The organism is Streptomyces sp. GDS52, assembly GCF_052246875.1.
GTDB classification, from domain to species: Bacteria; Actinomycetota; Actinomycetes; order Streptomycetales; family Streptomycetaceae; genus Streptomyces; species Streptomyces cathayae.
This window is the reverse complement of the sequence record NZ_CM125966.1, coordinates 2,694,372-2,717,238: the sequence shown is the minus strand read 5'-3', so window position 1 is coordinate 2,717,238 and position 22,867 is coordinate 2,694,372. Positions and strand designations below refer to the sequence as shown.

22 protein-coding genes are annotated in these 22,867 nt (G+C 71.3%); 13 read left to right on the top strand and 9 right to left on the bottom strand.

The genetic code is table 11. The features are described 5' to 3' along the window. Positions 1-25 precede the first annotated feature (25 nt). Entirely contained in the window at positions 26-715 is a 690-nt protein-coding gene (locus ACTWJ9_RS12210; protein ID WP_387038842.1) for a class I SAM-dependent DNA methyltransferase, read from the bottom strand. Between the two features lie 397 nt (positions 716-1,112). On the opposite strand from ACTWJ9_RS12210, the gene ACTWJ9_RS12205 reads away from it, so the two are divergent. The 9 genes from ACTWJ9_RS12205 to ACTWJ9_RS12165 all read left to right on the top strand — a co-directional run bounded on the left by ACTWJ9_RS12205 (position 1,113) and on the right by ACTWJ9_RS12165 (position 11,670). Beyond that, entirely contained in the window at positions 1,113-2,390 is a 1,278-nt protein-coding gene (locus ACTWJ9_RS12205; protein WP_279337947.1) for an amidohydrolase, read from the top strand. Positions 2,391-2,617: 227 nt separating this feature from the next. Further along, positions 2,618-3,676: a BMP family lipoprotein gene (locus ACTWJ9_RS12200; RefSeq protein WP_443295701.1), complete on the top strand. Its 1,059-nt coding sequence runs from the start codon at positions 2,618-2,620 to the stop codon at positions 3,674-3,676. A gap of 316 nt (positions 3,677-3,992) precedes the next feature. Then, positions 3,993-5,042 carry a BMP family lipoprotein gene (locus tag ACTWJ9_RS12195; RefSeq protein WP_443295699.1) on the top strand — a complete coding sequence of 350 codons (1,050 nt, stop codon included), beginning with the start codon at positions 3,993-3,995 and terminating at the stop codon, positions 5,040-5,042. A gap of 203 nt (positions 5,043-5,245) precedes the next feature. After that, positions 5,246-6,814, top strand: a complete 1,569-nt coding sequence (locus tag ACTWJ9_RS12190; protein WP_387038177.1) for an ABC transporter ATP-binding protein — start codon at positions 5,246-5,248, stop codon at positions 6,812-6,814. Next, positions 6,814-7,938 carry an ABC transporter permease gene (locus ACTWJ9_RS12185; protein ID WP_279334286.1) on the top strand — a complete coding sequence of 375 codons (1,125 nt, stop codon included), beginning with the start codon at positions 6,814-6,816 and terminating at the stop codon, positions 7,936-7,938. Before ACTWJ9_RS12190 ends, ACTWJ9_RS12185 begins: the two co-directional genes overlap by 1 nt. Next, the gene (locus tag ACTWJ9_RS12180; protein ID WP_279334285.1) at positions 7,935-9,209 is read left to right on the top strand and encodes an ABC transporter permease; all 1,275 of its coding nucleotides are present in this window, start codon (positions 7,935-7,937) and stop codon (positions 9,207-9,209) included. The genes ACTWJ9_RS12185 and ACTWJ9_RS12180 overlap by 4 nt, the downstream gene beginning before the upstream one ends. After that, positions 9,206-9,619, top strand: coding sequence for a cytidine deaminase (locus ACTWJ9_RS12175; protein WP_279334284.1), 414 nt, complete (start codon positions 9,206-9,208; stop codon positions 9,617-9,619). The genes ACTWJ9_RS12180 and ACTWJ9_RS12175 overlap by 4 nt, the downstream gene beginning before the upstream one ends. Before the next feature lie 93 nt (positions 9,620-9,712). Further along, positions 9,713-10,990: a thymidine phosphorylase gene (locus tag ACTWJ9_RS12170; RefSeq protein ID WP_388704848.1), complete on the top strand. Its 1,278-nt coding sequence runs from the start codon at positions 9,713-9,715 to the stop codon at positions 10,988-10,990. Positions 10,991-11,085: 95 nt separating this feature from the next. Next, the gene (locus ACTWJ9_RS12165; RefSeq protein ID WP_279334283.1) at positions 11,086-11,670 is read left to right on the top strand and encodes a Uma2 family endonuclease; all 585 of its coding nucleotides are present in this window, start codon (positions 11,086-11,088) and stop codon (positions 11,668-11,670) included. Position 11,671: 1 nt separating this feature from the next. On the opposite strand, the gene ACTWJ9_RS12160 is transcribed toward ACTWJ9_RS12165, so the two are convergent. Further along, complete coding sequence (locus ACTWJ9_RS12160; RefSeq protein ID WP_443295698.1) at positions 11,672-12,592, bottom strand: AEC family transporter; 921 nt, start codon at positions 12,590-12,592, stop codon at positions 11,672-11,674. A gap of 161 nt (positions 12,593-12,753) precedes the next feature. On the opposite strand from ACTWJ9_RS12160, the gene ACTWJ9_RS12155 reads away from it, so the two are divergent. Next, a complete protein-coding gene (locus ACTWJ9_RS12155; RefSeq protein ID WP_388704845.1) occupies positions 12,754-13,161 on the top strand; it encodes an STAS domain-containing protein in 408 nt (135 codons plus the stop codon). Here ACTWJ9_RS12155 and ACTWJ9_RS12150 read toward each other — a convergent pair. Then, positions 13,045-14,061, bottom strand: a complete 1,017-nt coding sequence (locus ACTWJ9_RS12150) for a sigma-70 family RNA polymerase sigma factor (RefSeq protein WP_387038184.1) — start codon at positions 14,059-14,061, stop codon at positions 13,045-13,047. The two genes, ACTWJ9_RS12155 and ACTWJ9_RS12150, sit on opposite strands and share 117 nt — an antisense overlap. A 170-nt stretch (positions 14,062-14,231) precedes the next feature. Beyond that, positions 14,232-15,557, bottom strand: a complete 1,326-nt coding sequence (locus tag ACTWJ9_RS12145) for an MFS transporter (protein WP_279334280.1) — start codon at positions 15,555-15,557, stop codon at positions 14,232-14,234. A gap of 63 nt (positions 15,558-15,620) precedes the next feature. Here ACTWJ9_RS12145 and ACTWJ9_RS12140 point away from each other — a divergent pair, with 63 nt between their 5' ends. Next, positions 15,621-16,574 (top strand): LysR family transcriptional regulator, encoded by a 954-nt coding sequence (locus tag ACTWJ9_RS12140; RefSeq protein ID WP_279334279.1) that lies wholly within the window; start codon positions 15,621-15,623, stop codon positions 16,572-16,574. Between the two features lie 44 nt (positions 16,575-16,618). Here ACTWJ9_RS12140 and ACTWJ9_RS12135 read toward each other — a convergent pair whose 3' ends face one another. Then, positions 16,619-17,380 carry an alpha/beta hydrolase gene (locus tag ACTWJ9_RS12135; protein WP_387038186.1) on the bottom strand — a complete coding sequence of 254 codons (762 nt, stop codon included), beginning with the start codon at positions 17,378-17,380 and terminating at the stop codon, positions 16,619-16,621. 112 nt (positions 17,381-17,492) lie between these two features. Here ACTWJ9_RS12135 and ACTWJ9_RS12130 point away from each other — a divergent pair, with 112 nt between their 5' ends. Together ACTWJ9_RS12130 and ACTWJ9_RS12125 are read left to right on the top strand one after the other, a co-directional pair. Then, positions 17,493-18,650: an adenosine deaminase gene (locus ACTWJ9_RS12130; protein ID WP_443295697.1), complete on the top strand. Its 1,158-nt coding sequence runs from the start codon at positions 17,493-17,495 to the stop codon at positions 18,648-18,650. A gap of 136 nt (positions 18,651-18,786) precedes the next feature. After that, positions 18,787-19,149, top strand: coding sequence for an ATP-binding protein (locus ACTWJ9_RS12125; protein WP_279334276.1), 363 nt, complete (start codon positions 18,787-18,789; stop codon positions 19,147-19,149). Positions 19,150-19,247: 98 nt separating this feature from the next. Here the strand turns inward: ACTWJ9_RS12125 and ACTWJ9_RS12120 are convergent, their stop codons facing one another. The 4 genes from ACTWJ9_RS12120 to ACTWJ9_RS12105 form a co-directional block, all read right to left on the bottom strand. Beyond that, positions 19,248-19,448 (bottom strand): PspC domain-containing protein, encoded by a 201-nt coding sequence (locus ACTWJ9_RS12120; RefSeq protein WP_279334275.1) that lies wholly within the window; start codon positions 19,446-19,448, stop codon positions 19,248-19,250. Between the two features lie 80 nt (positions 19,449-19,528). Next, on the bottom strand, positions 19,529-20,110 hold the full coding sequence (locus tag ACTWJ9_RS12115) for a VanZ family protein (protein ID WP_387038190.1): 582 nt from the start codon (positions 20,108-20,110) through the stop codon (positions 19,529-19,531). Between the two features lie 112 nt (positions 20,111-20,222). Then, positions 20,223-20,912 (bottom strand): hypothetical protein, encoded by a 690-nt coding sequence (locus ACTWJ9_RS12110; RefSeq protein WP_279334273.1) that lies wholly within the window; start codon positions 20,910-20,912, stop codon positions 20,223-20,225. After that, on the bottom strand, positions 20,909-22,663 hold the full coding sequence (locus ACTWJ9_RS12105) for an ATP-binding protein (RefSeq protein ID WP_387038192.1): 1,755 nt from the start codon (positions 22,661-22,663) through the stop codon (positions 20,909-20,911). The genes ACTWJ9_RS12110 and ACTWJ9_RS12105 overlap by 4 nt, the downstream gene beginning before the upstream one ends. Positions 22,664-22,867 lie beyond the last annotated feature (204 nt).

The window sequence follows — 22,867 nt, the reverse complement described above, 5'->3', positions numbered from 1 at the left end:
CGCCTGAGTGAAGGCCGGGCCGACGTCAGTCTTGTGCCGTCTCCGGTCTGCGGGCCAGGAGGAGGGCGCGGGGGCGTTTTTCGTCGGGGGTCGGCTCGCGCAGGGTCTGGGCGGTGAGTTCCAGGCCCGCCTCGGTCAGGTGGGTGATGACGGTGGCGGGGGAGCGCCAGTGGTAGTCCAGGGAGACGGGGTGGCCGAAACGCTCGTCCAGGTGCAGGCCGCCGTCCTCGTCGCCCGTCTGGAAGGCCAGCAGGACCGGGGCGCCGGGTGCCAGGACGCGGTGGAGCTCGGCGAAGAGGCCGGTGAGGTGGTCGTCGGGGATGTGGATGACCGAGTACAGCGCCACGATGCCGCCCAGCGTCCCGGCCGGCAGGTCCAGCGCGGTCATGGAGCCCACGTGGAACCGCAGACCCGGATGTGCCGCGTGAGCCAGGGCCACCATGCGGGGGGAGAGGTCGACCCCGAAGACCGGCAGGCCGAGCCGGTGCAGCCGCGCGGTCACGTGTCCGGGACCGCTGCCGAGGTCGGCGACCGGCAGCCGGGTGGTCCCCTCGCCTGCCCCGGCGGTCCGGGCGAGGTCCGCGAAGGCCGTGAGCAGGGCGCGTTCCAGGGGCAGATCGGCCAGTCCGTCGGCGAACCGGTCGGTGTACTCGTCGGCGATGGCGTCGTACGAGACACGGGTGGCGCGGAGGAACTCCGGCGGATCGGCGCGCATGGCCCCGCACCCTATCGGCGGAACCCGGGGCTCTGAAGACGCTTTCACCCGTACGCGTGGGCGGCGACGGTGGTGCGGGCGCCGGGTCCGGCACCTGAACCGGTCGGCGTGCCCCGGGCGATGCGTGGTACACCGGGGAGAGGTGAAGTGCGGTGAAAAGGGTGCCGGAGAGCGGCGGAGCGACGACGGAGGCGCAGCGGAACGGCCGCTGTGACCGATGTCACGTATCGGCGGATCGGGCGGCCTCATGCTCCGCGCAAGAGCGGCGAGTTTACCCATCCCGATGTACGGCTATGCGCGGGGCCGCCGGTTTTTCTTCCCCTGACGGGCTGATTTTTCTTGATCGGGGAGCAGCGGACCGCCCCGGCGTCCTACCCTTCAAAGGGTGAAGCAACTGATGTCACTGGAGTCCGAGGTCGATCTGCCCGGAGGGGCGGTGCTTCCGGGCGCCCTCCCTGAGATGCTGCGCACCGAGCTCATCGCGTTCCGGCGCGACCTGCACATGCACCCCGAGCTGGGCAACCAGGAGTTCCGCACCACCGCGGCGATCAAGGAGCGGCTCGAGCGGGCCGGCCTCGCGCCCCGCGTGCTCTCCAGCGGAACCGGGATCATCTGTGACATCGGGGTGACGGACGACACCGGCATCGCCGCCGACGCACCCGCGGACATCGACACACCCGCGGACATCGGCACGGACACGGGCATACTCGCCCTGCGCGCCGACATCGACGGCCTGCCCATCCCCGACATGAAGACCGGGTGCCCGTACCGCTCCACCGTGCCCGACCGCGCGCACGCCTGCGGCCACGACGTGCACACCACCGTGGTGCTGGGCGCCGGGCTGGTCCTCGCCGAACTGCACCGCCAGGGCCTGCTGCCCCGGCCGGTGCGGCTGATCTTCCAGCCCGCCGAGGAGGTGCTGCCCGGCGGCGCCTCCGAGGCCATCGTGGACGGCGCGCTCGACGGGGTCGGGCGGATCATCGCCGTGCACTGCGACCCCCGGGTCGACGCCGGGCGGATCGGGCTGCGCCAGGGCCCCATCACCTCCGCCTGCGACCGTCTGGAGATCGCCCTGGACGGCCCCGGCGGCCACACCGCCCGCCCGCATCTGACCACCGACCTGGTCACCGCCGCCGCCCGGGTCGTCACCGACGTGCCCGCCCTGGTGGGCCGGCGGGTCGACAGCCGCAGCGGGCTCGCCGTGACCTGGGGCAGGATCGAGTCGGGCCACGCGCCCAACGTCATCCCGCAGCACGCCGAACTCTCCGGCACCGTGCGCTGCCTCGACCTGAACACCTGGCTGCTGGCCCCCGACCTCGTGGTCGCCGCGATCGACGAGGTGGCCAACCTGCACGGTGCCAAGTCGGAGATCAACTACGTGCGCGGGGTCCCGCCGGTGGTCAACGAGGGTGGTGTCACCGAGCTCCTGCGGGACGCCATGATCGCCCGGCGCGGCTCGGACTCCGTGGAGAGCACCGAGCAGAGTCTCGGCGGCGAGGACTTCTCCTGGTACCTGGAGCGGGTTCCCGGTGCCATGGCCCGTCTCGGGGTCCGCCCTCCGGGCGAGCGCACCGTGCGTGATCTGCACCAGGGCGACTTCGACGTCGACGAGCACGCCATCACCGTCGGAGTCGAACTCTTCACCGCCGCCGCCCTGCTGGACGCCCTGCGGTAACTGCCCCTGGTTCTCTTCCACTTGAGTTCCCTTTGAGTTCCCCTTGTGCTCCACTCGAGCTCTCCCCCGCGCGTGCGACGGGGGAGGGGCGCGGGGGTGCGCGTGCCACGGTGGCGGCACGAATGGATAACAGCCCCGCGACCCCCCGTTCCCAGGAGTGTCTACGCGCGTTAATCTGCGCCGGACCGAGCACCCGATGCGGGGCTTTGCGGAATGGGGAACTTCAGATGCGTCGGATATCCAGACTGACTCGCGTCGCGGTGGGCGTCGCGTCGCTCGCACTCGCCGCCACGGCCTGCGGCGGCACCAGCAGTGACAGTGGCAGCAAGGGCGACAGCGGCGACACCAAGAAAGACCTCGGCCTCGCCATCGCCTACGACATCGGCGGCCGGGGCGACCAGTCCTTCAACGACGCCGCGTACGCCGGCCTGAAGCAGGCGCAGAAGGAGTTCGGCTACAAGACCGCCGACATCGAGCCTACGGACGGCGAGACCGACGCCGACAAGGAGCAGCGGCTGACCTCGCTGGCCAAGCAGGGATACGACCCCGTCATCGGCGTCGGCTTCGCCTACACGGCGGCGATGGAGGCCGCGGCCGCGAAGTACCCCGACACCACCTTCGGCATCGTCGACTCCGTGGTCGAGGGCGAGAACGTGGCCTCCCTGGTCTTCGCCGAGGAGCAGGCCTCCTACCTGGCCGGTGTCGCCGCCGCCAAGGCCACCAAGACGAAGACGGTCGGCTTCGTGGGCGGTGTGGACATCCCGCTGATCCACAAGTTCCGGGCCGGCTTCGAGCAGGGTGTCAAGGACACCGACTCGAAGGTCAAGGTCATCTCGCAGTTCCTCACGCAGACCGCTGAGGAGGGTGGCTTCTCCAGCCCGGACAAGGGCAAGGCCGCCGCCGAGGGCCAGATCGAGAAGAAGGCCGACGTCGTCTACCAGGCGGCCGGTCTCTCCGGGCAGGGCGTGATCGAGGCAGCCGCCAAGGCGAAGGTCTGGGCGATCGGCGTCGACTCCGACCAGTACAAGCAGGAAGCCCTCGCCGGGTACAAGGACTTCATCCTCACCTCCGCCACCAAGGAGGTCGGCGGTTCGGTGTACGCCCTCGCCAAGTCCGTCGAGGACGGCAAGCCGCGGACCGGCACCCAGGTCTTCGACCTGAAGGTGGAGGGCGTCGGCCTCTCCGAGAGCAACCCGAAGATGGCCGAGATCGAGGGCCTGACGGACGCCGTGGCCAAGGCCAAGGAGGGCATCGTCGACGGCTCCATCAAGGTCAAGTCGGAGTGATCTGAGTAACTCGGGTGATCCGGGTGATCAGGGTCGGCCGACGATAGCGGCCGGCAATAAGGGAACGTCGACCGTCGCGTCGAGCACCGGGCGGGCACCTGAACAGGTGCCCGCCCGGCTGCGTCAACTCCCGTGCCGCGCACACCCCTTCCCTTGTTTGCGATCGGAAATGGAACGGCATGGCGGGCGGGCGGATCGGCCACGGGCCTATAACAAGGTGGACAGAAGGGTTTTCCTGGGAGGTCTACGCGCGTTAATCTGCGGCGAGCAGCGCCGTAGCCGAATCTTCCGGCGCTTGTACGAAGGAGCACCCCACATGCGCCGGTTTTCCCGGATCACGGTCGCAGGCGCAGCGACCGCCTCTCTGGCCCTCGCGCTCTCCGCCTGCGGCGGTACCTCGACCTCCTCCGGTTCGTCGGACTCCGAGGGCGACAAGGGCATCGCCATCGCGTACGACGTCGGCGGCCGGGGTGACCAGTCCTTCAACGACGCCGCGTACGCGGGCCTGCAGCAGGCGCAGAAGGAGTTCGGCTACAAGACCACCGACGTCGAGCCCACCGACGGTGAGACCGACGCGGACAAGGTGCAGCGGCTGACCTCGCTGGCCAAGCAGGGCTACGACCCCGTCATCGGCATCGGCTACCTCTACTCCTCCGCGGTGAAGCAGGCCGCGGAGAAGTACCCGGACACCACCTTCGGCATCGTCGACGACTCCACCGTCGAGGCCGACAACGTGGCCGACCTGGTCTTCGCCGAGGAGGAGGCCTCCTACCTCGCCGGTGTCGCCGCCGCCGAGACCACCAAGACGAAGACGGTCGGCTTCGTGGGCGGTGTGGACATCCCGCTGATCCACAAGTTCCGGGCCGGCTTCGAGCAGGGCGTCAAGGACACGAACCCGGACGTCAAGGTCATCTCGCAGTTCCTCACGCAGACCGCCGAGGAGGGTGGCTTCTCCAGCCCGGACAAGGGCAAGGCCGCCGCCGAGGGCCAGATCGAGAAGAAGGCCGACGTCGTCTACGCGGCGGCCGGTCTGTCCGGTCAGGGAGTCATCCAGGCCGCCGCCGCCAACAAGGTCTGGGCGATCGGTGTGGACTCCGACCAGTACCAGCATGAAGCCCTGGCGAAGTACAAGGACTGGATCCTCACCTCGGCGATGAAGGACGTCGCCAAGTCCGTGTACAAGCTGGCGCAGTCGGTCGAGGACCGCAGCCCCCGGACCGGTGTCCTCACGGGCGATCTGAAGTCGGGCGAGGTGAGCCTGTCGAACTCGAACCCGAAGTTCGCGGACAACGCCAAGCTCCAGGACGTCATCGAGACGGCCAAGAAGGACATCATCAGCGGCAAGATCAAGGTCAAGTCGAGCTGAGCCCGCAAGTCCTGAGCAACGTGTAACCCCTGGGGCTGCGACCGCTCGACGGGGTGCGGGGAGTAAGCTCCCCGCACCCTGTCTGTTCGGTGCGCCGCCCCTTTTGATGCCGTCGGGGCGCTACGCGCGTAGACGACCCCCGTCCCCAGGAGTGCGCCATCAACGCGTCCAGCAGCCCCCCGGCCGCTGCGGTCAACGAATCGGTGACCGCCGTCGAGCTCACCGGGATCACGAAGCGTTTCCCGGGCGTCGTGGCCAACCACGACATCCACCTCACGGTCCGCAAAGGCACCGTGCACGCCCTCGTCGGTGAGAACGGGGCCGGCAAGTCGACGCTGATGAAGATCCTCTACGGCATGCAGAAGCCGGACGAGGGCACCATCGCGATCCACGGCGAGCAGGTCGCCTTCTCCTCGCCGGCCGACGCCATCGTCCGCGGCATCGGCATGGTCCACCAGCACTTCATGCTCGCCGACAACCTCACGGTCCTGGAGAACGTGGTGCTCGGCAGCGAGAAGCTGTACGGCATCGGCGCGAAGGCCCGGCGCAGGATCAAGGAGATCTCCGACCGCTACGGCCTCGGCGTGCGCCCCGACCTGCTGGTCGAGGAGCTCGGTGTCGCCGCCCGCCAGCGCGTGGAGATCCTCAAGGTCCTCTACCGCGGCGCCACCACGCTGATCCTCGACGAGCCCACCGCCGTCCTGGTCCCGCAGGAGGTCGACGCGCTCTTCGACAACCTGCGCGAGCTCAAGGCGGAGGGCCTGTCGGTCATCTTCATCTCCCACAAGCTGGGCGAAGTTCTCTCCGTGGCCGACGACATCACCGTCATCCGCCGCGGCACCACCGTCGGCACCGCCGTGCCCGCCGAGACCACCCCGCGCGAGCTCGCCGAGATGATGGTCGGCAGCGAACTGCCCACGCCGCAGACCGCCGAGTCCACGGTCACCGACCGCCCGGTGCTCACCGTCGACAGGCTGCGCCTGGCGGCCCCCAGCGGCAAGGCCCTGCTCGACGACATCAGCTTCACCATCCACGAGGGCGAGATCCTCGGCATCGCCGGCGTCGAGGGCAACGGCCAGACCGAACTGGTCGACGCGCTCATCGGCCTGCGGACCACCGACTCCGGTGTCATCCGGCTGGCCGACGAGGAGATCACCGCCTGGCCCACCCGCCGGCGGCGCGAAGAGGGCATCGGCTACATCCCCGAGGACCGGCACCGCCACGGACTGCTGCTCGAGTCCCCCCTCTGGGAGAACCGTATCCTCGGCCACGTCACGGAGAAGCCCAACGCCAAGGGCGTCTGGCTGGACCTGAAGGCCGCCCAGAAGGACACCCGCCGCATCGTCAGGAAGTACGACGTGCGCACCCCCGGCATCGACGTCACCGCCGCCTCCCTCTCCGGCGGCAACCAGCAGAAGCTGATCATCGGCCGGGAGATGAGCCACCGGCCCCGCTTCCTGATCGCCTCCCACCCCACCCGCGGTGTGGACGTCGGCGCGCAGGCCGCGATCTGGGACCACATCCGGGAAGCACGCCGCGAGGGCCTCGCCGTTCTCCTGATCTCCGCCGACCTGGACGAGCTGATCGGTCTGTCCGACACCCTCCGGGTGATCTACGACGGCAGGCTGGTCGCGGACGCCGACCCCACGACCATCACCCCGGAGGAGCTCGGCACCGCCATGACGGGTGCGGCCACCGGACACCTCGAACACGAAGAGACCCCCGAGACCCGGGCCGACGCCCCCCGGTCTCCGGAAGACGAGGCCCGCTGATGAAGAAGTTCGACAAGGAGCGCGTGCTCCTCGCGGTGGCCGGCCCGGTCATCGCGCTCGCCGTGGCCTTCGTGCTCAGCGCGATCGTGCTGCTCGCCTCGGGCAAGAGCCCGGTCGAGCCGTTCGCCCTGATGTTCGAACAGGCGATGTTCTCCGACATCCAGGTCCTGATCATCAACCAGGCCTCGATGTACTACATCGCGGCCCTCGCGGTGGCCATCGGCTTCCGGATGAACCTCTTCAACATCGGTGTCGACGGCCAGTACCAGCTCGCCGCCATGATGGCCGCCATCGTCGGCGCCCACGCCAACCTGCCGGCCGCCCTGCAGATCCCGCTGCTGCTGCTCACCGCCGTGCTCACCGGCGCCTTCTGGTCCGGCATCGCCGGTGTCCTCAAGGTCACCCGCGGGGTCAGCGAGGTCGTCGCCACGATCATGCTCAACGCGATCGCGACCTCGGTGATCGGCTACCTGTGGCTGCCGACCGTCTTCGGCGTCAAGGTCGGCAACAACAACACCACCGGCGTGATGCACGAGTCCGGCTGGGTCCCCGGCATCGACATGGGCGAGGCCGGCGAGATCTACGGCCTGGTCGTCCTCGCCGCGCTCCTCGGCATCGGCTACTGGGTCGTCCTCAACCGCACCCGCTTCGGCTTCGACCTGCGCGCCTCCGGCGCCTCGCAGACCGCCGCCGCGGCCAGCGGGGTCAACCCCAAGCGCATGGTGCTCAGCGCCATGCTGATCTCCGGCGGTCTCGCGGGCCTCGCGGGCCTGCCCATCCTGCTCGGCGACACCCACACCTACAGCCTGAACTTCCCGACCGGCATCGGCTTCCTCGGCATCGGCATCGCCCTGCTCGGCCGCAACAGCCCGGTCGGCATCGCCTTCGCCGCCCTGCTGTGGGCCTGGCTCGACAAGGCCTCGCCCGAGCTGGACTTCCACGGCTACGACAAGGAGATCGCGGTCATCATGCAGGGCCTGATCGTGCTCTCGGTCGTCGTCTCCTACGAGGCCGTCCGCGAGTGGGGCCTGCGCCGCCAGCAGCGCCGGGTCGGCGCGGAACTCGCCGCGGGTCTCGTCCTCGGCGCCGACAACAACTCCACGAAGGAGGTGGCCGGCCGATGACCGCTCCGACCACAGCGACCGACGTCAACCAGCCCTCGCTGCAGCCCGCGGCACCCACCGGCCGCCGCATGTCGTGGCCCGTGCTGCTGCTGGTCATCGCCGGCGCCCTGGCCCTGGTCTCGATCGTCCGCATCATCACCGGCGCGGACGGCATCACCAACGTCAGCCAGATGTCCACCGCCCTCCAGCTGGCCGTGCCCATCGGCCTCGCCGGACTCGGCGGTCTGTGGGCCGAGCGCGCGGGCGTCGTCAACATCGGTCTCGAGGGCATGATGATCCTCGGCACCTGGTTCGGCGCCTGGGCCGGCTTCCAGTGGGGCCCGTGGACCGGCGTCCTCGTCGGCCTCATCGGCGGCGCCCTCGGCGGTCTGCTGCACGCCTTCGTCACCGTCACCTTCAACGTCAACCACATCGTCTCCGGTGTGGCCATCAACATCCTCGCCCTCGGCGCCACCCGCTACCTCGCCCCGCTGGCCTTCGAGGGCCACCAGGGCGGCTCCGCCAAGCAGTCCCCGGCGATCGAGTCGCTCGGCCACTTCACCGTGCCGGGGCTCTCCGACGGACTGCGCGACCTCAACGAGAAGGGCTGGTTCTTCGTCTCCGACATCGCCGGCCTGCTCGGCGGACTGGTCACCAACGTCTCCTGGCTGACCCTCGTCGCCCTCGCGCTGGTCCCCGCGACCTGGTGGATCCTCTGGCGCACCGCCTTCGGCCTGCGACTGCGTTCCTGCGGCGAGAACCCGGTGGCCGCCGAGTCCCTCGGCGTCAACGTCTACAAGTACAAGTACATCGCCGTGATCATCTCCGGTGCCCTGGCCGGCCTCGGCGGTGTCTTCCTGTCCATCGTCGCCAACCCCTTCTACCTGGAGGGCCAGGTCAGCGGGCGCGGCTACATCGGCCTCGCCGCGATGATCTTCGGCAACTGGATGCCGGGCGGCCTCGCCATCGGCGCCGGCCTCTTCGGCTACACCGACAGCCTCAACCTGCGCGGCGGCTCCGCCAACGTGCACGCGCTGCTGTTGCTCGGCGCGCTGCTGCTGGTCATCGGCGCGATCTGGCTGGTGGTCCGCAAGAAGTACGCGCACGCGCTCGTCACCCTGGTCGTCGGCGCCCTCGTCTACGCCTGGTACGCCGGCACCAACGAGGTCCCCAACCAGGTCGTCTCCGCCACGCCGTACGTCATCACCCTGGTGGTGCTCGCCCTGTCCGCACAGCGGCTGCGCATGCCGAAGGCGGACGGGCTGCCCTACCGGAAGGGGCAAGGCGGATGACCCCGCCCGGGGCCACCACGGCCGACGTCGACTGGGAGGCCCTGCGCGCGGTCGCGCGCGAGGCCATGGCCCACGCGTACGTCCCCTACTCGGGCTACCCGGTCGGTGCCGCCGCCCTGGTCGACGACGGACGCACGGTCTCCGGCTGCAACGTCGAGAACGCCAGCTACGGGCTCGGCCTGTGCGCCGAGTGCGGGCTGGTCTCGGAGCTGCACCGCACCGGGGGCGGCCGGCTCACGCACTTCACCTGCGTGGACGGCGGCGGCGAGATCCTCGTCCCGTGCGGCCGGTGCCGGCAACTGCTGTACGAGTTCGGCGGCCCCGAGCTGCTCCTGGAGACCCCGGCGGGCGTCCTGCCGCTGTCCGGGATGCTGCCCCAGGCCTTCGGCCCGCAGCACCTCGCCAAGTAACCCCCTGCGGCCCCTCCGGTCGACTGCCACCACCGTCGGCCGGAGGGGCCGCGCCGTACTCTCCGCACTCCGGAAGGAATGCCAGCCATGGCCATGGACGTCATCTCCGTCATCCGCACCAAGCGGGACCGCGGCGAACTCAGCGACGAGCAGATCGACTGGGTCGTCGACGCGTACACCCGCGGGGAGGTGGCCGACGAGCAGATGTCGGCCCTCGCGATGGCGATCCTGCTCAACGGCATGAACCGGACCGAGATCGCCCGCTGGACGGCCGCGATGATCGCCTCCGGCGAGCGCATGGACTTCTCCTCGCTGTCCCGCCCCACCACCGACAAGCACTCCACCGGCGGCGTCGGCGACAAGATCACCCTGCCGCTGGCCCCGCTGGTCGCGGCCTGCGGTGCGGCCGTCCCCCAGCTCTCCGGCAGGGGCCTCGGCCACACCGGCGGCACCCTGGACAAGCTGGAGGCGATCCCGGGCTGGCGCGCGCTGCTGTCCAACGAGGAGATGCTGTCCGTGCTGGACGGCGTGGGCGCCGTCATCTGCGCGGCCGGCGACGGACTGGCCCCCGCCGACAAGAAGCTCTACGCCCTGCGCGACGTGACCGGCACCGTCGAGGCGATCCCGCTGATCGCCTCCTCGATCATGTCGAAGAAGATCGCCGAGGGCACGGGCGCACTGGTCCTGGACGTGAAGGCGGGCAGCGGCGCCTTCATGAAGACCCTGGAGGACGCCCGCGAACTGGCGTCCACGATGGTCGGCCTCGGCACCGACCACGGCGTGAAGACCGTCGCCCTGCTCACCGACATGTCGACCCCGCTCGGCCTGACCGCGGGCAACGCCCTGGAGGTCCGCGAGTCGGTGGAGGTCCTGGCGGGCGGCGGCCCCGCCGACGTCGTCGAACTCACCCTCGCCCTGGCCCGCGAGATGCTCGACGCGGCCGGCCTCAAGGACGCCGACCCGGCGAAGGCCCTGGCCGACGGCTCCGCGATGGACGTCTGGCGCCGCATGATCGCCGCCCAGGGCGGCGACCCGGACGCGCCCCTGCCGACGGCGCGCGAACAGCACGTGGTGACGGCGACCGCCTCCGGCGTCCTCACCCGCCTGGACGCCTACGACATCGGCGTCGCCGCCTGGCGCCTCGGCGCGGGCCGCGCCCGCAAGGAGGACCCGGTGCAGGCGGGCGCCGGCGTCGAACTGCACGCCAAGCCCGGCGACACGGTCACCGAGGGCCAGCCCCTCCTCACCTTCCACACCGACACCCCGGACCGCTTCGCCTACGCCCTCGACGCGGTGACGGACTCCTACGACATCGCGTCCCCCGGCACCCCCTTCACGGCCACCCCGGTGGTCCGGGAACGCATCGCCTGACCTGCGGTTCCCTCTTCTGGGCGAACGGGGCCGGTGGACCACCACCGGCCCCGTTCGGCATGCTGTAGTCGGTGACGCACCGATTGGAGACCGCCATGAGCGCACTCACCGTGAGCCAGGACCCCGAACAGAGCTGGGACGACCTCGTCCGGTTCTGGGAGGAGATGGAATGGCCCGAGGGCAGCAAGGTGGAGATCATCGAGGGGATCGTCACCGTGTCACCTGCTCCCGCGTACCGCCACAACCTGATCGCGGAAGGAATCCAGCGTCGCCTCTATTCCGTGATCCCCGAGGACTGGGGAATCTTCCAGACACTGGCGATCGCCGTGCCTTCGCGTCTGGGCATGCTCATCCCGGATCTCGTGGTGGCCCCGAGGCGACCGGACTCGGAGTCGGACACCCACATTCCCGCTGCCCTCGCCGAGCTCGTCGTCGAGGTGACCTCCAAGTCCAACGCGCGCCACGACCGCGTCAGTAAGCCCGCCGCCTATGCCACAGCGGGCATCCCGCTGTACCTCCTCGTCGACCGCTGGGCTCCCGACGGCCCGACCGTGACGCTCTTCGGCGAACCACAGGGTGATGTCTACCGTCCGCTGGACTTCGTGAAGTTCGGCGAGCCCATCAAGCTCCCCGCTCCGTTCGACCTCGTCATCGACACCAGCGAGTTCCCCGAGACCTGAGTCACCCCAGGAGGGTCGCCGTCACCACCAATACCGGTACCGAGAGCAGGGTCGACACCAGGATCGCCTCCCGGGCCAGGGTCTCGCCGACGCGGTAGCTGCTCGCGTACGTGAAGATGTTCTGCGCGGCCGGCAGTGCCGAGGTCACCACCACGTCGAGCAGCTGCGCCCCGCGCAACCCGAAGACCCCCGCCGCCAGCGCCCAGGCGACCACCGGCTGGCCCACCGACTTCAGCGCCACGGCGAGCAGCACCGCACCGCGCTCACCGCCCCGCAGGGGCAGGGCGCTGCCGCGCAGCGAGATGCCGAACGCGAGCAGGACCGCCGGCACCGCCATGTTGCCGATCAGCGTCACCGGTTCCATGACCGGGCCGGGGATCTCCAGTCCGGACGCCGACACCGCCACCCCCGCCAGTGAGCCCAGCGCGACCGGGTTCCGCAGCGGGGTGAGCAGCCGCTGCCACAGCGGCAGCTTCTCCCCGGCGGTCGCCAGGTCCAGGACCGTCAGCGCGACCGGGGTGACCATCACGAGCTGGAACAGCAGCACCGGCGCCACCAGCGAGGCGTCGCCGAGGACGTACACGGCGATCGGGATGCCGAGGTTGCCGGAGTTGACGTAGCTGGAGCACAGGGCGCCGATGGTGGTGCGGCCCACGCCCCAGCGGCGTACCACGCCCACCGCGACGAAGACGCCTGCCACCGCGGCCGTGCTCAGCGCGGTGACCAGCAGTCGGCCGGAGAAGACCACCGACAGGTCCGCCTCGGCGAGAAGGGTGAACAGCAGGGCCGGTGAGGCCACGTGGAAGGCGAGCTTCGTCAGCACCTCGTGGGCCTGCCGGCCCAGATACCCCCGGCGGCCGATCACATAGCCGACGCCGATGACCACCGCGATCACCGCGAAACCGCTCAGCACCCCCTGCACGGCGGCTCCTCGCCGGGGCGGCGAACACCGGAGGTCGCGGAGGGAGAGGGTCTGTGGCGCATACACCCAACCCTCGCGGGAAGGTCATGCCCGGGTCAATATGATCTTCATGGTGTCCGCCTGCAGGTGGGGCGGTGCCCGCACGCAGGCGGGACGCCGCGATGAATTACGCGCCCGTGCCCGGTCTACCGCTCGTGGACGACAGGACACCGCCCGTGATCGTGCTGCGCGGCCCCGTCACCCGGGACGGGGTGAGCGGGCCGAGCGATGCGCTGCGGGCGCTACTGGACGGCGGCGACGGCGGCGGAGGCGGTCAGGGCGACGGGATCGTCGTCTGTGACGTGGGAGGGCTGGGGCCGCCGGGGCTCGCCGCCGTGGACCTGCTCGCCCGTCTCCAGCTGCTGGCCCGCCGGACCGGGGGGCGGATACGGCTGCGCGACCCCGACCCCGCCCTATGCTCCCTGCTCGACCTGGTCGGCCTCCGCTTCGAGGTGGAGGGGCAGCCCGAACAGCGGGAACCAGCGCCCGGTGTCGAGGAAGCAGTGGAACCCGGTGATCCGGCCGTCTGAGATCTCCAGCACCTGGACCGCCCACGGCGTGAAACCGCCCGCCTCCGGGTCCGGCTTGTAGTGGGCGAACCCGGGCAGGCCGTTGGCCCGGAGGGGCAGCAGCCGCGAGTTCGCGCAGGAGGCGCCCAGCGTCGTCATGAAGCCCGTGATGTCGGCGGTGCCGGTCAGCCACAGGTCGAACGGCGGCATCGTCATGATGGCGTCCTCGTGCAGCAACGCCGTCAGCGCCGTCATGTCGTACCCCTCGAACGCCGCCACATAGCGCTCCAGGAGCTTCTGCTGCTCCTCGTCCAGCGGGTCGGAGACGGACGCGTCGGCGCCCGGCTGCCGCCGCTCCGCGAGCGTCGCCCGGGCCCGCTGCAACGCGCTGTTGACGGACGCCACCGAGGTGTCGAGCAGCTCCGCCACCTCGCTCGCCCGCCAGGCCAGCACCTCCCGCAGCAGCAGCACCACCCGCTGCCTGGGCGGCAGCTGCTGGAGCGCGGCCATGAAGGCGAGCCGCACGGACTCCTTGGCGACCGCCGCCTCCGCCGGGTCCTCGACGGTGGGCAGCACCCGGGAGTCCGGCATCGGCTCCAGCCAGGTGTGGTCCGGCCGCGGCGAGAGGGCCGCCCGCGCCAGCGGGGTCGACTCCGTCAGGTCCATCGGCCGGGCGCGCTTGCTGCCCGCCGTCAGCATGTCCAGGCAGACGTTGGTCGCGATGCGGTACAGCCAGGAGCGCAGGCTGGAACGGCCCTCGAACTTCTCGAAGCCGCGCCAGGCACGGACCATCGTGTCCTGCACCGCGTCCTCCGCCTCGAAGGAGGAACCGAGCATCCGGTAGCAGTACCCGGTCAGCTCGACGCGGTGCGCCTCGAGCCTGGCGTCGAGACCGGTCGTCGTCGCCGTGCCGTTCGTCATCGTCCACCCACCCCTGTGGCCTGTCCGCGGTGCGCCTTCGCACCCGGCACTTCGGAAGCTACCGCAGCCCACTGACAACGGCCCTCCGAGTGGACGAACGCGCAGGTCGAAGAGGTGGGTTCAGCGGGCGGAACGACATCCTCCGCCCACCGGACCGGGCGTGCGCGGCCTCACGCGAGGGCGAGCCGCCGCTGCTCCACCCGGGCCGCCCGGGTGCCCAGCACCGTGATGGTCACGACGCCGGCCACCGCCACCAGGCCGACCCCCACCGTTCCGGCCCAGCCCTCCGAGTGGAAGGCGAGCGCGCCGACCGTGCTGCCCACGCTGGAGCCGACGTAGTAGGCGGACTGGTACAGCGCCGACGCCTGGGCGCGGCCCTCGGTGGCCGTCCGGCCGACCGCCGAGGACGCGACCGCGTGACCCGCGAAGAAGCCTCCGGTGATCAGCACCAGGCCCAGCAGGATCAGGGACAGCGAGCCGGCCAGGGACAGCAGCAGGCCCGCCGTGGTGGTCCCGCCCGCCGCGTACAGCGCGCCCCGGCGGCCCAGCCGGCTCACCAGCGGCCCCGCCGCCGACGCCGACACCGTGCCGACCAGGTAGACCAGGAAGATCGAGCCGACGACGCCCTGGGGGAGCGAGAAGGGCGCCTCGCTCAGGCGGTAGCCGATCACGGTGTAGACCCCGCCGAACACCGTCATGAACAGCGCGCCGATCGCGTACAGGCGCCGCAGCAGCGGGTTGGCGAGGTGGTTCCGGACCGCGCCGGCCAGCACGCGCGGGCGCAGCGAACCCGGCCGGAAGTGCCTCGGCGCCGGCAGCAGCAGCCGGAACGCCACCGCGCACGCCACCGCGAGCACCCCGACCACGCCGACGGCGACCCGCCAGCCCCACTCCTGCGCCACCCATCCGGTGACGACCCGGCCGCTCATCCCGCCGACGCTGTTGCCCGCGACGAACAGTCCGATCGCGGTCACCAGGGCCCTGGGCCTGACCTCCTCCGCGAGATACGCGGTCGCCGACGCGGGCACCCCGGCCAGGGCCGCCCCCTGGAGCGCCCGCAGCGCCACCAGGGCGCCCAGCGACGGGGCGAAGGGGACCAGCAGTCCGACGGTCACCGCGACGGCCAGGGAGGCCGTCATGACCGTACGGCGTCCGTAGCGTTCCGACAGCGCGCTCATCGGCAGGACGAACAGCGCCAGACCGCCGGTGGCCGCCGCCACCGTCCAGCTCGCGTCGCCCGCGCTCACCCCGAGGTCCCCGGAGATCAGCGGCAGCAGGGCCTGGGTGGAGTACAGCAGCGCGAAGGTCGCGACACCCGCCAGGAAGAGGGCGAGGCTCATCCGCCGGTAACCGGGGCCGCCGGGGGCCATCCGGGAGTCGGGGCCGCCCGGGGAGGCCGGGGCGGAGGGAGCGGTGGAGGGAGCGCTGGAGGGAGGGGGAGTGACGGACGGGCCGGCGTCCACGCGGGTGGACGCCCTGGTACTGACGGAAGACATGCCTCGAACCTAAGGAGGGCCCCGCTCATCCGTCCAATGCATGGAATCGCGATAATCGTTCCCATGGTGCATCAGCAGAGGTCGCAGGGTCAGCTGTCACCGTCCGGTGACACAGAAGACATCGTCGCGCTGCTCGCGCCACGTCTCGTTCACTTCGCCGGCGTCGCCCGCACGGAGCACGTCACCCGGGCCGCCCAGGAGATGCAGGTCCCGCAGTCCACGCTCTCCCGGTCCATGGTTCGCCTCGAACACGACCTGGGTGTCGACCTGTTCGCCCGGCACGGCCGCACCCTCTCCCTGACCCCCGCCGGCCGCACCTTCCTCGCCTCCGTCGAACGCGCCCTCGCCGAGGTCGAGCGGGCCGCCGACGAGGTGCGCGCCGACGCCGACCCGGCCACCGGCAAGGTCGCCTTCGGGTTCCTGCACACCATGGGCGCCGAGACCGTGCCCGGCCTGCTGCAGGCCTTCCGCACCGACCACCCGCGCATCCGCTTCAGCCTCGTCCAGAACCACGGCGACGCCATGCTGGAGGGCCTCCGCGCGGGCGAGCTCGACCTGTGCCTGACCTCCCCGGTCCCGGACGCCCCCGACCTCGTCGCCCGCCGCCTGGACGAGCAGAAACTGCGCCTGGTCGTCCCCGCCGACCACCGGCTCGCCGGCCGCCGCCGCATCCGCCTCGCCGAGGCCGCCGACGAGACCTTCGTGACCCTGGAACCCGGTTACGGCCTGCGCCGCATCACCGACGCACTCTGCGCGCAGGCCGGTTTCCGGCCCCGGGTCGCCTTCGAGGGCGAGGAGGCGGAGACCCTGCGGGGCCTGGTGGCCGCAGGGCTGGGCGTCGCACTGCTGCCCCCGCCGGCCGTGCCGCGCCCCGGGGTGGTGGAACTGACCGTCACCTCCCCGCGGGCGGCCCGCGAGATCGGCGTCGCCTGGCTGGCCGGCCGCCCGGACACCCCGCCGGTGGCCGCCTTCAAGAAGTTCCTGCTGTCGCGCAGGGGCCACCTGCTCCCGGACTGAACAACACCCCTGTGGTCCGCCGCCCGTCACCCACCGTCTACCGCCTACCGGCGTAACGACGCGCCGAACCCCGAGGCCAGCGGCATCCGCAGCCCCAGGGGCGGGGGCGCCGCCAGGGCGTCCTGCACCGGACGGGAGAACGCCCGCCCGAACAGCGTTCCCATCATGAAGTCCTCGCACAGCGCCAGCACTTCGCCTCGGTACTGGTTCAACCCGTGTCCGTCGGCGTGCACTTCGAAGCGGCACACGTTCCGGTTCGCCTTCTTGACCCGCGCCGCCAGCCGGAAGGACAGTTCCGGGTCGGCCCGCGCGTCCTGCGTGCCGTGCACGATCAGCACCTGCCGCCCGGCCAGCTGCTTCACCGGTTCGGGGGCCGCGGCCACGTCCTCCTCGGGCAGCCAGGGAGCCAGCGCCAGTACGGAGCTGACGGCCTCGTGGCCGCCCGCGCGCAGCGCCGCCCGGCCGCCCATGCCGAGACCGGCCAGGCACACGGGGACGTCCCCGTAGAGCCGCACGATCTCGTCCACGGCCCAGGTGGCGTCACGCGCGAGGTGCGCCTCGCTGCCGTTCCAGCCCCGGTAGCGGTAGTGGACGACATGGGTGGCGAGACCCTCGGTCCGGCCCGCGCGGCCGAGACGGTGTCCCAGGGCGCGTACGGAGGCGGCCGCCACCACGGGGGACGGCCTGCGGCTGGAGACCGGCTCGCCGCCGGGGAGCAGCAGCACCGCGCCGCCCACCGCTCTCGGCTTCGGGCCGAACACCCTCCCCAGCCGGGCCGTGCGCACCGGCGTCGCTTGCTGTGACATGGCAGCAGAGTGTCAGAAGCCCCGGTGCACGCCACCCTCGCGTGCGGTCACCGTTACGTATCGACGGATGCGCACACCGGTGATCTACGCGCGTAGGCGCTAGAGTGCGGCAATGACGAGCCAGACCACTGCGAACACCCCGACCCCGGACCAGATCCGCCGGGCGCCCAAGGTGCTGCTCCACGATCACCTCGACGGCGGCCTGCGCCCCGGCACGGTCGTCGACCTGGCCCGCGAGGCCGGCTACTCCGGGCTTCCCCAGAGCGACCCCGACAAGCTCGGCCTCTGGTTCCGGGAGGCCGCCGACTCCGGTTCCCTGGAGCGGTACCTGGAGACCTTCTCGCACACCGTCGGGGTCATGCAGACCCGTGACGCCCTGGTGCGGGTCGCCGCCGAGTGCGCCGAGGACCTCGCCGCGGACGGTGTCGTCTACGCCGAGGTGCGCTACGCCCCCGAGCAGCACCTCGAAGGCGGGCTGACCCTCGAAGAGGTCGTCGAGGCGGTCAACGAGGGCTTCCGGCAAGGGGAACGGCGGGCGCGGGAGGACGGAAACCGCATCCGCGTCGGCGCCCTGCTCACCGCGATGCGGCACGCCGCACGGTCCCTGGAGATCGCCGAACTCGCCAACCGCTACCGGGACCTGGGTGTCGTCGGCTTCGACATCGCGGGCGCCGAGGCCGGTCACCCGCCCACCCGGCACCTCGACGCCTTCGAGTACCTCAAGCGGGAGAACAACCACTTCACCATCCACGCCGGCGAGGCCTTCGGGCTGCCGTCCATCTGGCAGGCCATCCAGTGGTGCGGCGCCGACCGGCTCGGACACGGGGTGCGCATCATCGACGACATCCAGGTCCACGACGACGGCTCGGTCGAACTCGGCCGGCTCGCCTCCTACGTCCGGGACAAGCGCATCCCGCTGGAGCTGTGCCCCAGCTCCAACCTGCAGACCGGGGCGGCGGCCTCGTACGCCGAGCACCCCATCGGCCTGCTGCGCCGGCTGCACTTCCGGGTCACGGTGAACACCGACAACCGCCTGATGTCGCACACCAGCATGAGCCGGGAATTCGAGCACCTGGTCGAGACGTTCGCTTACACGCTCGACGACATGCAATGGTTTTCCGTCAATGCGATGAAGTCGGCGTTCATTCCTTTCGATGAACGGCTGGCCATGATCAATGACGTCATCAAGCCCGGATACGCCGAGCTGAAATCCGAATGGCTGTTTCGGCAGACCGCCGCCACCAGCGGTTCTGTGACCGAAGAGGACTGACCGGGGCGTTCGTGGATTCCGGGAGGGCAGGCGGCCTTCACCGTTCGTCCGCATTTCGAGGTTTGCGGCGTGCGGTGGCGGGTGTTTACGGTCGAGGACCGCTCGTTCCCCCCATTCCATTTCGAGGACGCATTTCATGAAGCAGTCTGCTGCCAAGACCCTCGGTGTCGCCGTTCTCGGGGCCGCCTTCGCCGCCGTCGGTGCGGGTGCCGCAAGCGCAGCCCCGGCCGCCCCGGCCGTCCCGAACGCCGATGCCGCGCTGGACACCGTCGCCCAGAGCCTTCCGGCGGAGAACGTCTCCGGTATGGCGCCGGGTGCGGACCGGGCCCTGCAGACGGGAGGGGACGTGGTCGGCACGGGCATGACGACCGCGCGGCCGGTCACCGAGCAGCTGACCGCCGAGGGGCCCCAGGAGCAGGTCGGCGGTCTGCTCGGGGGGCTGCCGACGAAGGGACTGCCCACGCAGGGTGTCTCCGTCAACGGGGCGCCGCTCGGCTGACCCCCTCACGCCGGCCCACCCGCGCGGACCCCGCCGATGGGGCGCGCCCCGAGCCTGGGGCGCGCCCCATCGGCGTTCGCGCGGAGCGGTGCACGGGCTCACCAGGCCGTGCGCGTCTTGTCCTCCGACGGGAACAGGATCCACAGCGCTATGTAGACCAGGAACTGCGGCCCGGGGAGCAGGCACGAGACCAGGAAGATCACGCGCATCGTGGTCGCGGAGGTGCCGAAGCGCTGGGCCAGCGCGGCGCACACGCCGCCGATCACACGGTTGCTGGTGGGGCGGACGAGGCGGGACATCGTGGACTCCTCGGTGGTGTGCGGTGCGGTGACCCACGGCGCCGTGTCGGCTTCCGTCGGTTGTTCTACCGCTCTCCACACTACGGAGACGAAGGGGGCAAAGCGTCACTCCATGGGGCGATCCCGACCCTGGGAATCGTCGGGGTCCGACCCTGAGCCGGCTCCTCCCGGAGCGTTCCGGCGCCGGCCCGGTGCACGGCCCGGCGGCGCAGCCAGGCACGGCCCGCCGGTACCACGGCGACATGCGCGAGCGCCGCGCCCACCGTGTTCAGCAACAGCGCGTCGACGTCCACGACCCTGCCGGGCACCGCGGTCTGCAGCATCTCGATGCCCAGCGACAGCAGTGCCGCCGCGGCCATGGTGCGGACCAGCGAACCCAGTGGCGAGACGGCCAGCCTGCCCCCCGCCATCGGCAGCAGCACACCCAGCGGAGCGAGCAGCGCGAGCCCCTCGCCGACCCGGCGGGCCCCGGCACCCCAGCCCAGCGCGAAGTCGGCCCGGATGCCGTCGAAGAGCCGCAGGTTGGTGGGCATCACCCAGGGGACGTTCAGGGGGCGCAGCGTGCACCAGGCGACGAACACGAGGTACGCGGCCAGGAGGAGACCTCCTGTCACACGGACACGGGACGCGGCGGTGTCGCCGACGGGGCCTTGACGCTGCACGAAACCCTAGACGCGGTGCCCGGCGGGATCGGTTCCGGCAAGTGCCCCGTTCGCCGGGTGAGGCATGCGCCACAGCCTCGCCGGCCGCGGCCCGTGGCACCCGCCTGCGGGGTCATCCCCCGGTGACCGCCGTGGACGGGGGTTCCGTGCCGCCCGGACGGGCCCGGACCTCGTCCGTGCACCGGTAGCGGCGCGGCGGTCCGTCGTCCCGGTCGCCCAGCACCACCGAGCCGTCGCCCTCGGCCGCCGCCGAGTCGGAGAAGGTGCAGACGATCTGCGCCAGCGCGTAGGACGTCAGGCTCCCCGGCGCGGAGCTCAGGCGCAGCGTGTCCTCCGGGTCGCCGGACCGCGGACCGCTCACGGTCATCCCGCCCCGTACGTTCGTCGTGTACCCGGCCTCCTTCTCGGCGGGCGTCGGCGGCGCCGAGAGCTGGTCCAGCAGGCCCTGCGCCACCAGGGCGCGCCGCTGCCCGGAGTCCGCCGAGCCCTCCGGCACCCGTACGGTCCGGTCGACGGCCGTCAGCGACGAGCCGCAGAGCAGGAACACCCGCACCGGCAGGCCCCGCGCGGGCTGCGCCGCCCCGCCCGTCTCGGCCTGCGAGCAGCGCACCCGGGAGGGTGCCGGACCGAAGTCGGTCGGCACCTCGGTGGCCCGGATCCCGCACCCGGCGAGCAGGACACCGAGCGTGGTGACGGCCAGCAGCCCCGGAAGCCGCCGTGTGCCGCGTGCACCTCGTGCACCTCGTGCACCGCGTATGCCGCTGGTGTTCGTCGGGCGCGGAGCCGTCCGGCGTATGTTCATCGGGCGTCCTCGGCGTCCTCTGCGTTGTCGGTGTTCTCGGTGTTCTGGGTGTTCTCGGCGGAACCGTCGTCCCGCTCGGTCAGGGCGGAGACGTCCCGCGGCAGCCGCAGCGTGAACACCGCCCCGCCCTCGGGGGAGTTGACCGCGGTGATCTCACCCCCGTGGGCGTGGGCGTTCTCCAGCGCGATGGACAGGCCCAGACCGCTGCCCTCGGAACGCGGCCGGGAGGCACTGGCCTTGTAGAAGCGGTCGAAGACATGCGGCAGGACGTCCTCGGGGATGCCCGGCCCCTGGTCCCGTACCTCGATGACCACCGAGCCTCCGGGCAGGGTGCCTCCGTCCTCGGTGCCCGTACCGAGGTCCTCCCCGACGCCGCCCTCGCGGGTCCCGCCGTCCTTGCGTTCCCCGCCGTCCGAACCGCCCTCACCGGCCTCGTCGTTCACGGGGACCGCGCCGTCGCCGCCGTCCTCACGGTCCACACGCACCGACACCCGTACCGGCGAGCCGCCGTGCTTGAGGGCGTTGCCTATGAGGTTGGCCAGGATCACGTCCAGTCGGCGCGGGTCGATCCGGGCGTGGATGCCGCGCTCCGCGTCCCACTCGACCGCGTCCAGCCAGGCACGGGCGTCGATGCAGGCGGTGATCTGGTCGGCGATGTCGACGTCGTCGAGCACGAGGCGGGCGGTGCCCGCGTCGAAACGGGTCACCTCCATCAGGTTCTCGACCAGGTTGTTGAGCCGTTGCGTCTCGCTGACCACGAGCCGTACGGCGGGCTCGATCATCGGGTCGATGCCGCCGCCCTCGAACTCCAGCTCCTCCTCGAGGACTTCTGTCACCGCCGTGATCGCGGTCAGCGGAGTGCGCAGTTCGTGACTCATGTCCGCCACGAACCTGCGGGACGCCTCGTCCCGCGCGGCCATGTCGGCCACCCGTTTCTCCAGCGCCTCGGCCGCCTTGTTGAACGTCCGGGACAGATCGGCCAGTTCGTCCGTCCCCGACACCCTCAGCCGGGTGTCCAGTTTGCCCTCGCCGAGCCGCCGGGCGGCGATCCCGAGCCGCTGCACCGGCTTCAGCACGGTCGTCGCCGCGGCCTGCGCCAGCAGGGCGGAGCCGATCAGGGCGAGACCGGTGGCGATACCCAGCGACCAGGCCAGTGAGTTGAGGTCCTTGGCCTCAGGCTCCAGCGACTTGAGCATGTAGCCGGTCGGCCCGCCGCCGATCGTCCGGGTGCCCGCCACCAGATAGGGGGTGCCGCCGTGGACGGTCCGCTGCCAGTACAGGCGGTAGGGGTGCTTGTTGGTCGAGGTGATCTTCTGCCGCTCGTTCACCGCCTTGCGCAGCGAGGCCGGCACGTCCTGGGTCGAGAAGCCGCTCAGCCCGCCCGAACTGCCGTACACCGTACGGCCCTGCGGGTTCTCGGCGATCAGCAGCACCGAGAACCGCTGACTGCTGTTGGCCATCTGGCCCGCGGTGTGCTGCAGTTCCTCCTGCGTCGGATGCTCCGGCAGCGCCCCCGCCCGGTTCTGCATCTCCTGCTCGAAGTCGCCCAGCACCGCGTCCTGGGTGCGGGTGAGCACCGCCTCGCGGTTGAGCCAGTACGCGATGCCCGACGCGGACACCGCGGCGGTGAGCGCGACCAGCCCGAACACGACCACCAGCCGAAGCCGCAGACTGGTGAAGCGCAGCCGGGACCAGACCCCCTTGCGCGCTGCGGACCAGCCGCGGGAGCCCTTCTGGTGCTCCTGTGGCACGTGGCGCTCCTGTGTCACGGAAACCTCCGGGGACGCTCCCGGCTGCAGCCAGGGAAGGAATCGGGCTCTTGCGGGGCAGGGCAAGGAACAGGCTGTCGCCCCGAAGGCGAAAGGCCGCCCACCTGGTCGGGCAGGGTGACCCGTGCGCGGTGCGCGAGCCGGGCACGCGCACCCTGTGTCCTGACGGGTGACCGGGCAGGTCCC

Bases quoted from the DNA above. Each gene is read 5' to 3' on its own strand.
- ACTWJ9_RS12135 (WP_387038186.1), bottom strand. From the start codon at position 17,380: ATGTCACAGCAAGCGACGCCGGTGCGCACGGCCCGGCTGGGGAGGGTG.
- ACTWJ9_RS12125 (WP_279334276.1), top strand. From the start codon at position 18,787: ATGAAGCAGTCTGCTGCCAAGACCCTCGGTGTCGCCGTTCTCGGGGCC.
- ACTWJ9_RS12155 (WP_388704845.1), top strand. From the start codon at position 12,754: ATGAATTACGCGCCCGTGCCCGGTCTACCGCTCGTGGACGACAGGACA.
- ACTWJ9_RS12195 (WP_443295699.1), top strand. From the start codon at position 3,993: ATGCGCCGGTTTTCCCGGATCACGGTCGCAGGCGCAGCGACCGCCTCT.
- ACTWJ9_RS12140 (WP_279334279.1), top strand. From the start codon at position 15,621: ATGGTGCATCAGCAGAGGTCGCAGGGTCAGCTGTCACCGTCCGGTGAC.
- ACTWJ9_RS12150 (WP_387038184.1), bottom strand. From the start codon at position 14,061: ATGACGAACGGCACGGCGACGACGACCGGTCTCGACGCCAGGCTCGAG.
- ACTWJ9_RS12120 (WP_279334275.1), bottom strand. From the start codon at position 19,448: ATGTCCCGCCTCGTCCGCCCCACCAGCAACCGTGTGATCGGCGGCGTG.
- ACTWJ9_RS12175 (WP_279334284.1), top strand. From the start codon at position 9,206: ATGACCCCGCCCGGGGCCACCACGGCCGACGTCGACTGGGAGGCCCTG.
- ACTWJ9_RS12170 (WP_388704848.1), top strand. From the start codon at position 9,713: ATGGACGTCATCTCCGTCATCCGCACCAAGCGGGACCGCGGCGAACTC.
- ACTWJ9_RS12130 (WP_443295697.1), top strand. From the start codon at position 17,493: ATGACGAGCCAGACCACTGCGAACACCCCGACCCCGGACCAGATCCGC.
- ACTWJ9_RS12185 (WP_279334286.1), top strand. From the start codon at position 6,814: ATGAAGAAGTTCGACAAGGAGCGCGTGCTCCTCGCGGTGGCCGGCCCG.
- ACTWJ9_RS12110 (WP_279334273.1), bottom strand. From the start codon at position 20,912: ATGAACATACGCCGGACGGCTCCGCGCCCGACGAACACCAGCGGCATA.
- ACTWJ9_RS12165 (WP_279334283.1), top strand. From the start codon at position 11,086: ATGAGCGCACTCACCGTGAGCCAGGACCCCGAACAGAGCTGGGACGAC.
- ACTWJ9_RS12180 (WP_279334285.1), top strand. From the start codon at position 7,935: ATGACCGCTCCGACCACAGCGACCGACGTCAACCAGCCCTCGCTGCAG.
- ACTWJ9_RS12200 (WP_443295701.1), top strand. From the start codon at position 2,618: ATGCGTCGGATATCCAGACTGACTCGCGTCGCGGTGGGCGTCGCGTCG.
- ACTWJ9_RS12210 (WP_387038842.1), bottom strand. From the start codon at position 715: ATGCGCGCCGATCCGCCGGAGTTCCTCCGCGCCACCCGTGTCTCGTAC.
- ACTWJ9_RS12205 (WP_279337947.1), top strand. From the start codon at position 1,113: ATGTCACTGGAGTCCGAGGTCGATCTGCCCGGAGGGGCGGTGCTTCCG.
- ACTWJ9_RS12145 (WP_279334280.1), bottom strand. From the start codon at position 15,557: ATGTCTTCCGTCAGTACCAGGGCGTCCACCCGCGTGGACGCCGGCCCG.